Genomic DNA, 14,289 nt, shown 5'->3' with positions numbered 1-14,289 from the left:
CCGGGGCCCTGAGCTGCCGTCGGCGACGGGCACTCCTCAGGTGCCCACGTGGATGAAAGGCGCCCAGTGGAACGGGTGGTGCCGGTCGGTTCCCTCGGGAACGGGGCGGGGGCCGCTGTCGCGGGCCCGTACCCGGCGGCCGGGGGGATCCGCGACCAGGTCGGCGCTTTCGGCAAGCCGGGCGTACTCCTCCGTCCGCTCGTCGGGGGATGCCCTGAGGACCTCGCGCTGGGCGCGGGCCAGTGCGGTTCCCACCGGCGGGCGGTCGGCCGAGGTCAGGTGCCGGTACATCCGTGTGATCACCAGACACCCCGTCACGTCGTCGACCGGCCAGAGCGACACCACAGCGTGCCGGGCCCCGCTGACGACGGCCGTGCGGGTCAGCCCGAGCACGTCACCACCCGCCGTGGCGGTGCCGCGTCCGGTTTCGCAGGCGGACAGCACGAGGAGTTCGGGGGTGAGCTCGGGGCTCAGCAGGTCGTCGATGCCGAGGTGGTCCTGGCCGGCGAGCGCCAGGCGGCTGAGATAGGGAGTCAGCTCCCGGACGTCGCCATGGGTCGCCAGGTGCAGTACGGAGCAGTCGGCGGCCTGCTCAAGGGCCCTCTCCCGGTCGGCGTCCGGCCCGGTCAGCACGCGGCAGCGAGGGAGCATCCGTTCGACGGTGGCGACCTCGGTCAGGGTGCCGGGCAGAGGCGCCAGGCCCCGCTCCGGCGCGGTGGCCGGCGCGCCGACCAGCAGCGCCGCGGCCTCCCTCCAGTCAGGCTCCGGTGCGCGGGGGCCGGGCCGGGTGAGGAGGGAGACGGCGGGCAGGTAGGAAACGTCGTGGGTCAGGCCGAGGACCGCACCGCCCACGGGCAGCGCGTGAAACGGCACCAGGCCGAGCCGCGCGGGCGGCACGACCACGATCCTGCGGCAGCGGGACAGCAGAGGTGCGCAGAAGCCGAGCAGGACGTCGGAGAGCACCTGTCCCGCCTCCGTCACGTCGGTGCCCGACGCACAGGCGGTGTGGAAGCGGCGGGCCGTCGCCACCAGGTCGTCCGCCGACCACTGACTGCGGTCGGCGAGCAGCCCTTCGCGGGTCACCGCCCAGCTGATCAGGTCCTGGTCGAGGAGGTGGTACTGGAGGAGCACGGTGTCCGGTGGCAGCGCGCGGGCCACGGCGTCGGCGTCGGGCACCGAGCCGGGTGCCCGCCGGACGGTGAGGGCGGCCGGGGCGACTCTGCGCACTTCGCTCTCGGCCGCGCCGAGGGCCTGTTCGGCCTCGGTAAGGCGACGCCGCACGGAACGCTCGTCGGCCGCGTCCGCCGACTCCCGCTCCTGCGGCGCGGCGCCCTCCGGGACGCCGCCCCGCAGGGCGGCTGCCGACTCCTCGAACCGCGCGGCCCAGCGTGCCTCCGCCTGGAGCCAGCCCCGCACGGCTCGTCGCGCGGCAGGCTGCCCGGCGGTGCTGTCGAGGGCGTGCACGGCCTCGAGGAAGCCGGAGCGGGCGCGCTCCGCGGTGGCGAAGGCCATGTTTTTCCCACCGGGCAGCTCCCACTGGGACAGCACGGCTGTGTGATAGGCACGGGCCACCGCGGGGTCGTCGGCCGACGCGGCCCGCAGGGTGTCCCGCCCCATCCTCGACCGGTGTTCCTCGTAGACGGTGACCGCCTCCAGAGCCCGCTCGGCGGCGCGCCGTGGGTCGCCGAGGGCGAGCGACGCCTCCGCCGCGATCGCGGGCCTCTCCCAGGGCTTCACCGGCTCCGCGCCGTCCGCACCGATGCGCCGCTCCGCCACGGCCGCCCGTTCCGGCTGTCGAAGGCGTATCCGGAGCGCCGCCGACTGCTGTGCCGTGAGCGCCCCGTGTGCCTCCAGCCCGTCGGCCTCCGCCCGCGCTTCCTCCAAGCGGCCCAGTTCCACCAGGAGCGCACAGCGCGCGAAGGAAGGCGGTGCGCCACGCTCGATCAGCGCCTCCGCCTCCCGGGCGGCGCGTTCCGCCGGGGCCCGCAGACCTGCCGTCCTGAACCGACGCAGCCGGTGCAGTTTCTCGACGGCATGGGCTGAGAGCAGTCCGGCGTGCAACCCCTCCAGGGGATCGCGCAGGGCCTGCGCCGCGGCGGTGTCTGCCCCCTGCCCGCACCGCAGTCGCTCTCCGAGACCGATCACCCGTGCAAGCCGGGGCCGTGCGGCGGCGACGAGGTCGGGGTCGCCCAGTCCCACCGCCTCGTTGAGGAAGAGTTCGGCTGCGAGGGCCGTGGACAGCCAGGCGTTGATCACGGGGGCGGGCCGCGTGGCCGGCCCGTCGGCATCCTCCGGGTACATGTCCCGCAACTGCCGCTCCCGGTTGCGGAGATCGAGGTCGGCGAGGACGAGAGAGGCCAGCCGGTGGCGGGCGTCGTGATACGCCCCCGGCGAGCCGGTCATCGGCCCCGCCGTCACGCGGACGGCTGTGGGGACGGGCCCTGTCACGTCAGCCGCTGCGACCCTCTCCACGAGCAACTGTGCCAGGTCGCCCGCCTCCCGGCCGCGGACGATGTGCCCCTGCCGGGTCCAGTCGCCGGCCCGCGCGGCGACGAGGTGCGCCAAGCCCCGGAGCCAGGAACCGCTGCCCACGGTCGACGCCCAGCGGCGGACCTCCTCCACGTCCTGCCCGGACGACGGCCTGCCGTCCGCCACGGCGTCCAGCATGCGGTGCACCTTGAGCAGCGCCACGCACGCCTGGTCACCGGCGTCCGCGGCCAGCGTCAGCGCCCGGTCGACGCATGCGGTGCGGTCGCCGGTCTTCCGCCGCAGCCGTGCCACGTGCGCCAGGCGCAGCGCAGCCGCTGCCCGCCCGCGCGCCGCGCCGGCGTCCCGGAACAGCGCGTCCGCGGCGGCGTAGTGCTTCGCGGCTCGGTCGAGTGTCTTCCGTGCTGCGGGGAGGGGCAGACAGCGTTCCGCCGCGCCGGGCGTCCCGAGCTCCTCGTCACCGGCCAGCAGCGACGACAGGGCGGCGAAGGCCGGGTCTCCGGGCACGAGCCGCAGCGCTTCCCGACGCAACGCCTCACCCCGGCGCCGGTCTCCGGCCCGTGCCCGCACGTCTCCCGCGACCAGCACGTGGTAGGCGACCGGGCCGACGAGGCCGCCCTCGGCGATCTCGCGCGGCACCTCGTCGAACCACCGCACGGCCTCGCCCACTTCTCCCGCCCCACCGACCGCCGCGATCACCTCGGGAGGCTGAGCGGCGAGAGTCTCCCCGGCCATCAGGACGGCGCGGGCGACCAGCAGGTCGGGGAGGTATCGGGCCGCCAGGAAGGCGGCGAGCCGCAGGCCGGGGTCTCGGGCGAGGATGGTCAGGCGGGCGTGCGTTCCGTCCATGGCCTTCAGCAGCGCCGCCTCGCCCTGGGCCGGCAGGGCCCAGCCGACGGCGCCGCCGGGACCCCAGTTGACGTCCATGGCGGTGGCCGCGGTCCGCAGGGTTCGCGTCACCAGGTCGTCGTAGGTCTCCTCGGGTTCGGGGTCGTCGAGTACGGCCAGCGCCCGCTTGGGCTCGCCGGCGGCCAGGGCGGCCCCCGCGGTCAGCCAGCCCCGCACGGGCTCGGCCCAGCGCTCCGGCCTGACGGTGACGGGATCCACGCCCCGCAGATCGGTCATGAGGAGCTGGACGAGCAGACGGATGCCGTCCGCCGTGTGCCGGCCTTCGTAGGTCACTTGAGCTTCCTGATGACCATCAGCACCAGGACGGTCAGCAGGATCGCTCCGGCGGCTCGCGCCAACCGCCGGGGCCTGCCTGTCGTGGGACGTCCCGTCCCTGTTCTCCCGCCGCTTCCCCCGCCGCGAGTCTGCTCAGGAGATACAGGATTCTTTCCGCCCTCTCCAGGTACGGAGCCCCCAGCGTCAGCAGCCTGTCGAGCAGTGCGCAGACCGAGGGCCGACAGGACAGCGGACAGGAATGCTCGGGCGATTCGCCTGATGCGCGATGGTCGACGGCCCGGGTGGGCCGTGACAGTGCTCCCTTCCGAGGGGGAGGGCCCCGTGAGGTACGGGTCGAGGGTCACGACCCGCAGGGTCTCGCCGGTCTCCGGTGCGTCGAACGACGGGCAGGGGCTCACCGGGTGGCTGGTGGTGTCGGCTTCGAAGAACGCCCGTACGTCCGCTCGGCATCGGCGGTGCACCTCGGCGAAGAGGTCCTGGGTGGCGGGCGCTCCGGGCGGCGTCGTGCAGACGACCCCTTCGATCAGGGGGGTGCGCCGGGGTCCGCTCATCGCGTACTCGCCGTCCTGGCCCACGTCGGCGGCCTTGAGGTAGACGACCCGGTACAGCAGGAACAGCGACTCCGACCCGCCTTCCCGGTACTCACGTCGGTAGACCGCGTCCTCCGTGGGGTCGCCGGCCGTCACGTCGTGGAGCAGGGAGTGCCTGTGCTCGTCCACGAGGAAGTCAGGCGCGGCCACGATCCGGAAGCCGGTCTTCACGGACCGCGTGACGGCGAACGGCCATACCTGGACGAATGAGGAGTGCTTCATGCCGTGGTCCACGACGATTCCTCCCTGATGAAGCGCGAGCCCGGATGCTCGGCCTCGAACTCGGCGAGCTTGGCGTGGAACAGTGCGACCAGACCGGCGAGCGCCTCCTTCTCGGAGGTGGCCCGCAGCATGCGATCACGCAGCTGCTTGATGTCCTGTTCGACCCGGTCGCCGTAGGCGGTCACCTGTGTCTCCACGAACTGGAGAAAGGCGTCGGCCATGTGGTCCCGCACCAACCGCATCACGGGTGATCTCGTGGCGACCGTGTTCAGCAGCGTCCGTACGAGCGGCACCCTGTCCTTGACCATCCGCGTCCACGCAAGCCGCTGGTTGCCCCGCTGGATCTGCTGGGATTCGGGGGGCGCGTGCCGCTCCATCTCCCTCAACTGGGCCTCGAAGAGGTCCATCAGCACGGCCATGAAGGGAATCTCCACGTGCAACGGCGTGGGGAATCCGCCCTTCTTGACCATGGTTGTGCCGTCCGGACCGAGAGCCGCGAAGTCCAGCCCGACGGAACTGACGGGGATGAAACGCACTCCCTTGGCGCTGCCCGGAGTCCGCAGCTGGGTCTCCACCGTGTCCCTGAAGTCCGGGTGCCGCAAGAGGCGGTCTTTGACGCCCTGCACCGTGTGTCCCTCGGCCACGAGGACGTCCCACTTGGTGATGACGAAATGCACGATGCCCCGGCTCTTCAGCATGTGGCTGAAGACGGCGACGAGATCCTCCATCAGCGTGAGGTCCCCGTCCAGGAAGCGCAGCACCTTGACACCGTCCAGCAGGACGAGGAGGAACTCGGACTCCTGGATCCGGGTGAGGACCCGGTTGCCTGCCTCCACCCGCCCGTCCGGTTCGGTGAGGTGCTCGCCGGAGTAGTCCAGGTAGGTGATGGAGAAGGGGCTGTAGGTCTCGTTGCGCGCGGTGCGGACGGAGCAGGTGAACTCCCACTCCGATATGTCGTGCCGGCGCTGGGGGTCCGGCCAGGCGTCGGGGCTCGTGATCTGCTGGTAGATCCTGTTCAGCCTGGTCGACTGGTCTGGTGGCAGCTGGACGTGGAAGCCCAGGTCCGGTCGCGGGATCGCGAGTCTGCGGAACAGACTGGCGAGATAGACGGTCTTGCCGGACTCGGCGGGGCCGAGCACGGTGACGGGAATGGTCGGCATGCAGTGCCTCGCAGCGCTTCACATGGTGGTCTCGCCTGACACACAAGCGAATACGGCGAACCGTGCGTGACGCTCCCCCGTACTCCTGGCCTGTAGTGAAGCCGTCCGACGACCGTCCGAACCGGTCGCAGTGCGGGTTCGGGCCAAGGTCGGCCAAGAAAACGTTTCGGCCAGGTGCTCGCAGCGGAGACGCCGCCGGCCGGGCCGCGCGGTCAGTGAGCGGCGGCGATTCTCCGCAGTACGGGAACCGAGTGGACGGTGAGGCGGCAGCGTCCGTAGCTGACGGCGCGCGAGGCTCTCAACTCCCCCAGCGCATGCTGCACACGCCGCTCCCGGGCTCCGATGAACTCGCCCCACTCCGCATGCGTCAGCCCGGGCCGGACCGACACACCGTCCGGTGTCCGGGCTCCGTACTGCTCCGTCAGATCCAGTACGGCACGGCACAGACGGGCGATGACAGGACCGCGCGTGAACTCGGTGCGGCGACGCACCGCGGTACGACTGCGATGGGCCAGACTCCGGCTGACGGCCAGCCCGGCGGCCTGGTGCCGGGCGAGCCAACCCAGCCACTCCTCCTGCGATATGCGCCGCACGAACAGCCGTTCGGCTGCCGTGACCGTGGCCGAACGGGGTTCGTTGTCGAAGGCCGCGGTCTCTCCCATGACGTCACCTGCGGCACGGATGTCCACCAGGGAGGTCGCGCCCTGGTCATCGGCCGTCGCCACCTTGGCGAAGCCGTTCAGCAACAGGAGCACGAACGTGTCCGTGGCACCTTCGAGCAGCATGATCTCGCCGGCCTCGTAGCTGCGCGCGGTGCCGGCCTGCAACAGGGCCGACCGCGCCTGGTCGGCGGACACCCCGTGCGCCTCGGCGACTTGGTCCAGCTCCCACAACAGCGTGCCTCGCGGGTACGCGGTCTGCGCCTGACGCCTGGCGGGCCCGCGCTCCCCGCTCGGCTCCCACACACTGGGCACACCGTCCCCCTCGCAGATGTCCCGTCTGCATGGATTTTATCCAGCCAGAGGGACATACGACACAAGATGTGAACTTACCTATCAAATGATTGCCGTTCTGTTTCCCATCGTTCCGAGGCCGACCGATTCCTGGCCGGAAACGCGAAATCCGACGACGTCACGACATTCCTCGCCTCCCCACCCCCGGGATCAGCGGCAGGTGTACGCGAAGGACGCGGACGCCGTGTGCCGGCTGGGGGACGTGATGACCAGCCACGCTGTCGCCTTGCTCGTGCCCTTGCCGTGGAAGGTCCACAGCAGGCGCAGACGCGTCTCCTCCTGCCCCTTGCCCAACCGCTCTTCGCGCGGACCCGAGGAGGTGCCGTCACTGCGGTTCCACTCGTAGGTGAACGCGCCGGCCGCCCCGTTGGTGCTCACCACCGCGACCACCTCGGCCGTTCCGTCGCATCCGAGGACGCTGCCGGTCTGCGCCGTCACCTGGGTGATCCGCAGGTCCCCCGTCTGCCGTTGCCAGAGCAGCCAGGCCAGCACGACGACCAGGACGGCCGCCGCCAGGCCGTATCTGCGCAGCCGGCGCGGTCGGCCGTGGGGAGCGTTCCGGCTCCCGCGCTCCCCCGTGCCGCGCCAGACGTCGACGGCGGTGTCCGTCAGCCCCAGGGGCGGGACGCCCGGTCCGAAGTGCAGGACTTCGGACTCGGGCGCGGGCTTTGGCTCGGGCTCTGGCTCGGGCGCGGGCTCTCGCTCTGGCTCTGGCTCTGGCTCGGTACTGGTCCAGTGGGCGTCGAGGGCGGTCGGAACATAGGTGGCGTCGACGACGTCTCTGATGGTCGGTTGCACATCCGGGTCCTGCAGGGTCGGCTGCAGGCCCGGCTCCGGTAACTCCCACGGCACCACCGGGCGTTCGCCGTGGTCCGTCATCCTCGCCCCTCCGTTCGGCTCGCTCTCAGAGACTCACATGGGCCGGTATCAGCCGGGCTCACCCTCCACGGCCGCCGGAGACCCTTGCCGCGGAGTCACCGCCGGTGTCCCTCCGGAACCCGAGCCGCTGCCGCCGACGGGGGTGCCGGAGTCGGTGCTGTTCTGGCTGGTGGCGTTGGTCGTCAGCGTGCCGGAGCCAAGGGTCGAGCTGCCGGGCGCACCGGTGCCTTGGCTGGGACTGGGGCTGGTGTCATCCTCCGGGCCGGTCCCCTTGCCGGTCCCGGGACCGCCCGCTGACCCGGGCACACCGTCGCCGGTGCCCGCGTTCGAGTGACCGTGTCCCGGCCGCTGTGTGTCCCCTCCAGTGCCGGTGCCGGTGCCGTCCTGGCCGGAGCCGGGCTGGCCTGTGGGGCCTGTGCCGGGTCCCATGCCCTCATCGGGGACCTCGCCGTCCGGCTCGCCACCCGGCTTGTCGGGGATTTCGTCCTTGGGGGATGCAGTATCGCTGGGTCCGATGCGGCTGGGGTCGGTGCCGCGGGCGTCGGTGTCGCGGGGGTCGGTGTCGCGGGGGTCGGTGTCGCTCTCCACGCCAGTGCTCTCCGTCTCGGGGCCGGTATCACCCGCCCGAGTCCGGCCGTCCGTGCCAGGGTTCCCGGCCGCGCCGCCGGAGTCCGAGTCGGAGCGGGTGCCACCATCGGTGGGTGCGTTGCCGTCACCACCCTCTCGCTGACCGTCGCCGCCTCGGGCATCCGTTGTGCCCGCCTTGTCGGAGTCCGCGACCGCCCCGGGCGTGTGGTCACGCCCACTGCCCCGCGTCTCGTTCGACGAGGTCTCGTTCGACGAGCCGGTGCCCTTCCCCGCGTCGACCTTGGTGACGGCCTCGGTGTGAGCACCGGCGTGCGCTTCGGCCCCGCCCGCCCAGCCGTTGGGCATCACGCTCAGCAGCCCCGCCACCGCCACGGCGGCCGCGCCGGTGAGCACATCACCCCGCCTGCGCAGCCGCTTGCGGCGCCGTGCGGTCAGCACGGTGTGGGCCAGTTCGGCCGAGGAGCCCACCAGGCGGGCGTCCAGGCGTGAGATCGCCAGCGGCACGAGGGCCGCCGCCACCGCGGCCAACCGGCTCTGACCACGCTCCTCCCAGTCGGCTCCGTACGCGTTCTCGGCCACCCACTCCAGTTCCCGCAGGAAGTCGAGAGCGGTCGCGGGACGGAGCGCCGGGTCCTTGGCCATGCCGTGCAGGACCAGACCGCGTACCTCTTCCGGCACCCGGTCCATCCGCACCGGTTCCTCGACGTGCTGGCGCAGGAAGTCGAGTGGTTCCGGCCCTTCGAACGGGCGCACACCGGTCAGGCACTCGTAGAGGGTGGCGGTCGCCGCGTACACATCACCGGCCGGGGTGGCGGCCTCCGTCTTCCACTGCTCCGGGGGCATGTACGCACAGGTGCCGCAGAGGTTGTGGCGGTCGCCGGTGCGCGCGGAGATCCCGAAGTCGACCAGCTTGGTCTGGCCGTCCCAGTTCACCAGCACGTTCTCGGGCTTGAAGTCGCGGTGCACGACGCCGACACCGTGCGCGGCGGCCAGCCCGCGCAGGGAGCCTTTCAGTACGACGAGTGCGGCCTCGGGGTGCGTGGGCCCCTCTTTCTCCAGCAGCGCGCGGAGTGCGGCGCCGTAGACCAGTTCCATGACGATCGCCGCGCCCTGCTCGGCTTCGACGTACTCGTACAGTCGCGTCACATGAGGCGATGTCAGACCACTGAGAAGCCGGGCCTCGTTTCGCAAGGCAGTGCGAAATTCCGTCTTCGAGCACAGTTCCTCATTGAGGTACTTGATCGCGACGTTCCGGCTGGTCGCGGTGTGACGGGCGATCACCACCCGCCCGTTCCCACCTTTACCCAGTTTCTTGAGGTCGACATATCCGGGAACGGTCCATGAATCGCAATCCCGTTCGACTTTCCACCCGTCGCGACCAGTCGCTCCTGCCACATTTCCCCCTGGTGTTCAATTGCACTGAGGCTCCTCCGACGAGGCAACCGAAGGGAAATTCTTCCAGCGGAAAAAGATCCAATACACCAGGAAATTTCACAGTTCTGCAACCGTCAATACTGACGTTGATTCAAGGAACAGTGACGACAGTTTCCTCTTGTTCCCTTCAACCGCCGGGCAAGCTCCGCACGACGTACGTCATGTGCTGGAGGTTTCCCGCCCGCAGCCACTCCGCAGGGCCACCCACACCCTCACTGGTCGAGAGCGGACCGTTGGCACAGTCACTCAGCCATTCCTCGCCCTGTCCGGCCCCCGCTCCCCGGAACTCGGGCAGCTCGATGATCCGGCGGGCCGCACTGCGGTTGACGGCGATCCGGTCGGATCCCCGGGTCCGCACCTTGAACAGGAGATACGAGCTGTCGGTGGTGTAGCGGAGCACACCCCAGGGCGGCCCGCCCTTCCTCCCGGGTGCCGGGGCCTGTGCCAGGGCACTCGAGGGCTGCACCCCGTAGTCGCCGTAACCGAGCAACGGAGCATACGCACTGCCCGTCGCGCGCACCTCGTGCCACATGCGCCACTCCGCCCGCGACCACTCACCCGATCCGTCCTCCAGCATGTCGGCGGTGACGCGGGGAAAGCCCCCTCCGAGCAGAGCGGCGCTCCGCCAGACCGCCAAGGGCATCAACGCGTCGAGGGCACGCAGCGCCTCCTTGCCGGCGTCAGGCCGGCCATCGAGGACCGCACCCATGTCGAGCAGCAGATCCACGGGCACCTCAGGACCGGTTCGGGCCAGCAGATCCCGGACGTGCTCCCCCAGGTGGCCGTCCCACTCGCCCGTGACCCGCACCCGGACCCCCAGTCCGCGCAGACAGCGCCGAGCCGTCTCCACAGCCGCCGCCTGCTGCGCCTCGGTCCGCTCCGGTCCGGTGACCGGCAGCAGCCGCCCCCACTCGCAGTAGACGGAGAGCGCTTCGGCAAGGGCGGCGGTCTGGGCGTCCTCACCGAAGGGAGCGTCGATCCATCCGCCGTGGCGGCTCGCGGCGCTCACCGGATCGACGTACTTGCCGACCAGCGTGGTCAGCGTCTCCGGGGCCGCTCCAGGCAGTGGTGGCAGGTTCCACAGCGGCCGGATCGCGGCACGGACGTCCGGCCATAATCGCCGGCAGGCCCCGACCGCGTGTGGCCGCGTCGGCAGAACGGGAACATAGAGCGGTCCGGACATCGCGGCTCCCCCTCGGCACCGTCCGTGCGCAACCCTTTCCACCAGGGTCCGTTCGCCTCGACGCGCTTGAAAAGAGAGCGATTTCGGCCTGCACGGCCGATGTGGTGAGGCAGGGCGGCGAAGCCGGGGGTTCGTGCGACCTCTCGGATCAGCCGGCGCTCCCACCGCAGGCGGCGGCCCTGGTCACCAAACGGCGGTGCGGACCCAGGAGGAGCACGTCCCAGTACAGGCTGTCGTAGCCCAGGCTGATGACCACGACGTCCCGGCTCATCAGCCGCTTGTAGAACCCGTTCTCCGGGGCCGGGTCGGTGGCCTTGTCCACGAACCATCCGTCGTGGTTGTAGCCGTAGAGCAGATGCTCCCTGTAGTACGAGGAGAAGAGGCCGGCATCGTTGAGCCGGTCCCGCGTGTTCCTGCCGTCGCTGCCGACGAAGCTGAGCCGCCCCATCTTGTTCATGTCGGCCGCGTGACTCCTCGCCACGTCTGACGCGCGCTCGGAGATCCGAAGCGCCGGCAGGCCCTGGGCGGCCCGCTCCTTGTTGATCTCACACGTGATGTAGTCGATGTCCGGGCGGTACGCGGGGCGCGGTGCGACCTGGTGTGACCGGCCTCCCTGGAGGGGCTCCGCGGCCCCGGCGGCGGGCAGGGGAGAGACCAGTCCGAACATGGCGGTGGCCGCAAGCACGGCAGCCCTCATCATCAGGCGATTCACGTTGGCACCTCTCTCGGCGGCACACCGGGCCGAGCGACCCGTCGGCCGCAGTGTTCCCACGCCGACCGGACACCGACGCGCAGAGCAAGGCCCATGTCACACGGACGCACCAACGTTTGAGGGCAGATGGGCGTGACGGGGCCCGAGCTTCGCGGCCACGGAACGCAGCAATCGGTCGCCTTCTCAGGGCCCGGGCCGCTCCCGGCGATGTCCTTCACGTAGACCCGCGCCAGGCTCGCCCAATTCCTGCTCAGGCCAGCAGGACATCCTCGCCCGCCGTCACGGGGACGACCTGCTCGGCCGGCGGCTCCTCGGCCTTCACCGGCGTCCCGAAGTCCGACAGCGTCATCGTCGTCATGGCCTTCAAACCGCCGAAGCAGGACAGCCGGGCCTGGACGGCGCGCCCCTTGCCATCGACCCATACGTCCGCGTAGACGGGCATGTCGTCACCCAGCCTCTTGCGCAGCTCGTCCAGCCCCTTCCGCGTCTGCGTCGTCATCCGGAGCGTCGCGGTGGCGTGGTCGATCGTGCCCCGGTAGTGCACCGCAGGGACGCCGTTCACCTGCTCCTTGCCCTCGTTCGACACCTGCCGCATTGCCTTCACCTGGCGGAGCAGGTGCTCGGGGTCGTTCAGCGGCGCCCGCAGGAAATACCGGGTCAGTGCCTCGCTCCGGTCGGCCGAGGCCCACTCGCCCTCGCCCACCGTCCGCGAGCCCCGCACGTAGACGGTGTCGTCGACGAAGACCTCCTCGACAGGGTCCATGCCACTGTCCTCGAGCTCCACCGTGAGCCGGCCCCGGTCACCCGCCAGGTCGAAGGCGCCGGACATCGCGAACACGTACGTCCTGGGACTGTCGGCGGACCGCAGCTCGACCTTCTCGTCCAGTCGCGCGCTGCCCGCGCTCGTCTTCTCTATCGCGGCACGCACGACCGCCCCGTGATCCACGGCCTTCTCCGCGCTCTCCCCCGAGTCCGTGTCCGCGCCACCGGAACAGGCGGTGCAGAGCAGGAGGACAGCAGCGGAAAGGACGTGGGCACGGTGCATGGGCTCTCCGGGAATCGTCACTACGGCAGGATGGAGCCCGACAGGGCCAGTAGATCTTCACACGAAACCGGTGACGAAGTCCGAGAGTTTCGGCTTTGGAACGTGCGTCGACGAGGTGTCAGGCGCGGGCGGGCGCCTCTCGCGGCTGGACGGTCATCACCATCTTCCCCGGCCGCACCGTCGCCCCTCCTACCGGCCGAACCGTCTGGCCGGGGGCCAGATCGAAGCGCCTGCGCCGCAGGATCGTGGCGACGGCAGTGATCAGCTCGGCGCGTGCGTAGAAGTCACCGATGCACTTGTGCTTGCCGTGACCGAAGGGCAGGTAGGCACCGGAGGGCGGCGGCTGCTCCGTGTCCAGCCAGCGGTCGGGGTTGAAGGACAGCGGGTCGGGAAAGAGGTCCGGATCGCGGTGCAGGGCGTGCTGGCAGTAAGCGAGTTCGGTGCCTGCGGGCAGCGTCCACTCCCCCAGGCGGGTCTCGGCGAGGGTGCGCCGAGTCACCAGGAGGCCGGTGTGGTGAAGCCGCAGCACTTCGTCGAGGACGCGCTGTAGGTACGGCAGGCGGGCCTCGCCCTTGGTCCTGACGACGTCTTCGAAGGTGACCGGGCGGCCGGCCAGGACCTCGTCGAGCTCGGCAAGGACGCGGGCCTCGATGTCGGGGTGGCGGGTGAGCTCGTAGAGGGTCCAGGAGAGCACGGACGCGGTGGTTTCGGTACCGGCCACCGCCAGGGTGAGAATCTCGGAGCAGATCTGATGCCTGGTCATGTTCGCGCGCAGGAGCATGGACAGCATGTCGTCGGCGCCGTGGTCGCCGCCCGTGGCGTCTCGTTCGGCTTGCAACCTGTCGACGGCGTCCTCGATGGTGGCGCGTACGGCGTCCCGGGCCCTGTTGAAGCGACGGTTGGCGGGCAGAGGCAGTTTCTCGACCCAGTCGGGCATCATGACGCGGGCACCGACGCCGGCCATGACGACCGACAGGTCCTGGCGCACGCGGCGAAAGGCGCTGTCGTCGAGACTGTCGGACAGCACGGTCTTCGCGAGCATGTCGAGGGAGAGCTTGACCATTGCCTCCCGCACGTCGAAGGCCTGGCCCGGCTTCCAGTTGTCGACGGCCGCGGTGACCTCGTCGCGCATTTTGTCGACGTAGCGGGCGATCTCGTCACGGGCGAAAGCGGGCTGCAGTTGATGGCGTTTGTCGCGGTGCACTCTCCCGGCGGCGGTGACGACGGAGTCGCCGAGGAGCTGGCCCATCTTCTCGAAGAAGCGCCCTTTGTCGAGGTGGGGGCTGAGGTCCTTCAGCATGACCTGGATGAGTTCAGGGTCCTGGACGATGACGGTTCGGGTGCCGGGCTGGAGGGTGATCTCGACGACAGGTCCGTAGTCGCGGCGGAGGGAGGCGATGAAACCGAGGTTGTCGCGGATGAGCGGAATCATGTGACCCAGGAACGGCAGGGAACCCGCGGCCCTGGGTATGGGGGGAGGCTCAGCGGTCACGACAGTCCTTCCACGAGGATGACCCCTGATCACTGCCCATGGGGTGACCGGCGGCATGCTCGCCGCAGGCGTGGTGTCGGCCACGCTGAGGCGAATCTGACGACGGTGAACGGCGGCGGCCGGTTCCGCGTCGCCGGTTCACCTGCCCGCGCGGCGAAACGCTGCGGGCCTCACGGCCGTAGAACCGTGAGGCCCGCAGGGGCTACGTCCCTCACCCCAGGTGTGTCACGCCTGTGGACGTCTGGGTATCGGGTCGCAGTGCCACGGCAGCGGGGCAGCCCAGGTGGCGCCCCGCCACG

Annotated in this window: 10 protein-coding genes; all 10 read right to left on the bottom strand. The window is 70.7% G+C overall.

Annotated elements, in window-relative coordinates:
- Positions 1 to 36: 36 nt before the first annotated feature.
- The 10 genes from ABEA82_RS23710 to ABEA82_RS23665 all read right to left on the bottom strand — a co-directional run bounded on the left by ABEA82_RS23710 (position 37) and on the right by ABEA82_RS23665 (position 14,047).
- A complete protein-coding gene (locus ABEA82_RS23710; protein ID WP_345663627.1) occupies positions 37 to 3,669 on the bottom strand; it encodes a CHAT domain-containing protein in 3,633 nt (1,210 codons plus the stop codon).
- On the bottom strand, positions 3,666 to 4,484 hold the full coding sequence (locus ABEA82_RS23705) for a hypothetical protein (RefSeq protein ID WP_345663626.1): 819 nt from the start codon (positions 4,482 to 4,484) through the stop codon (positions 3,666 to 3,668). Before ABEA82_RS23705 ends, ABEA82_RS23710 begins: the two co-directional genes overlap by 4 nt.
- A complete protein-coding gene (locus ABEA82_RS23700) occupies positions 4,481 to 5,644 on the bottom strand; it encodes a TRAFAC clade GTPase domain-containing protein (protein ID WP_345663625.1) in 1,164 nt (387 codons plus the stop codon). Before ABEA82_RS23700 ends, ABEA82_RS23705 begins: the two co-directional genes overlap by 4 nt.
- A gap of 212 nt (positions 5,645 to 5,856) precedes the next feature.
- Positions 5,857 to 6,618 (bottom strand): Crp/Fnr family transcriptional regulator, encoded by a 762-nt coding sequence (locus ABEA82_RS23695; RefSeq protein WP_345663624.1) that lies wholly within the window; start codon positions 6,616 to 6,618, stop codon positions 5,857 to 5,859.
- Positions 6,619 to 6,807: 189 nt separating this feature from the next.
- Positions 6,808 to 7,536, bottom strand: a complete 729-nt coding sequence (locus ABEA82_RS23690) for a hypothetical protein (RefSeq protein ID WP_345663623.1) — start codon at positions 7,534 to 7,536, stop codon at positions 6,808 to 6,810.
- 48 nt (positions 7,537 to 7,584) lie between these two features.
- On the bottom strand, positions 7,585 to 9,519 hold the full coding sequence (locus ABEA82_RS23685) for a serine/threonine-protein kinase (RefSeq protein WP_345663622.1): 1,935 nt from the start codon (positions 9,517 to 9,519) through the stop codon (positions 7,585 to 7,587).
- A gap of 166 nt (positions 9,520 to 9,685) precedes the next feature.
- Positions 9,686 to 10,741 (bottom strand): beta family protein, encoded by a 1,056-nt coding sequence (locus tag ABEA82_RS23680; protein WP_345663621.1) that lies wholly within the window; start codon positions 10,739 to 10,741, stop codon positions 9,686 to 9,688.
- Positions 10,742 to 10,889: 148 nt separating this feature from the next.
- A complete protein-coding gene (locus ABEA82_RS23675; protein WP_345663620.1) occupies positions 10,890 to 11,426 on the bottom strand; it encodes a CAP domain-containing protein in 537 nt (178 codons plus the stop codon).
- Between the two features lie 277 nt (positions 11,427 to 11,703).
- Positions 11,704 to 12,519: an SCO4651 family lipoprotein gene (locus ABEA82_RS23670; RefSeq protein ID WP_345663619.1), complete on the bottom strand. Its 816-nt coding sequence runs from the start codon at positions 12,517 to 12,519 to the stop codon at positions 11,704 to 11,706.
- A gap of 97 nt (positions 12,520 to 12,616) precedes the next feature.
- Positions 12,617 to 14,047 carry a cytochrome P450 gene (locus ABEA82_RS23665; protein WP_345663902.1) on the bottom strand — a complete coding sequence of 477 codons (1,431 nt, stop codon included), beginning with the start codon at positions 14,045 to 14,047 and terminating at the stop codon, positions 12,617 to 12,619.
- Positions 14,048 to 14,289: the final 242 nt, after the last annotated feature.

Source organism: Streptomyces venetus (assembly GCF_039540295.1).
Classification (GTDB): Bacteria; Actinomycetota; Actinomycetes; order Streptomycetales; family Streptomycetaceae; genus Streptomyces; species Streptomyces venetus.
The sequence above is the reverse complement of the archived record's forward strand: the minus strand, read 5'-3'. Positions and strand labels throughout refer to the sequence as shown.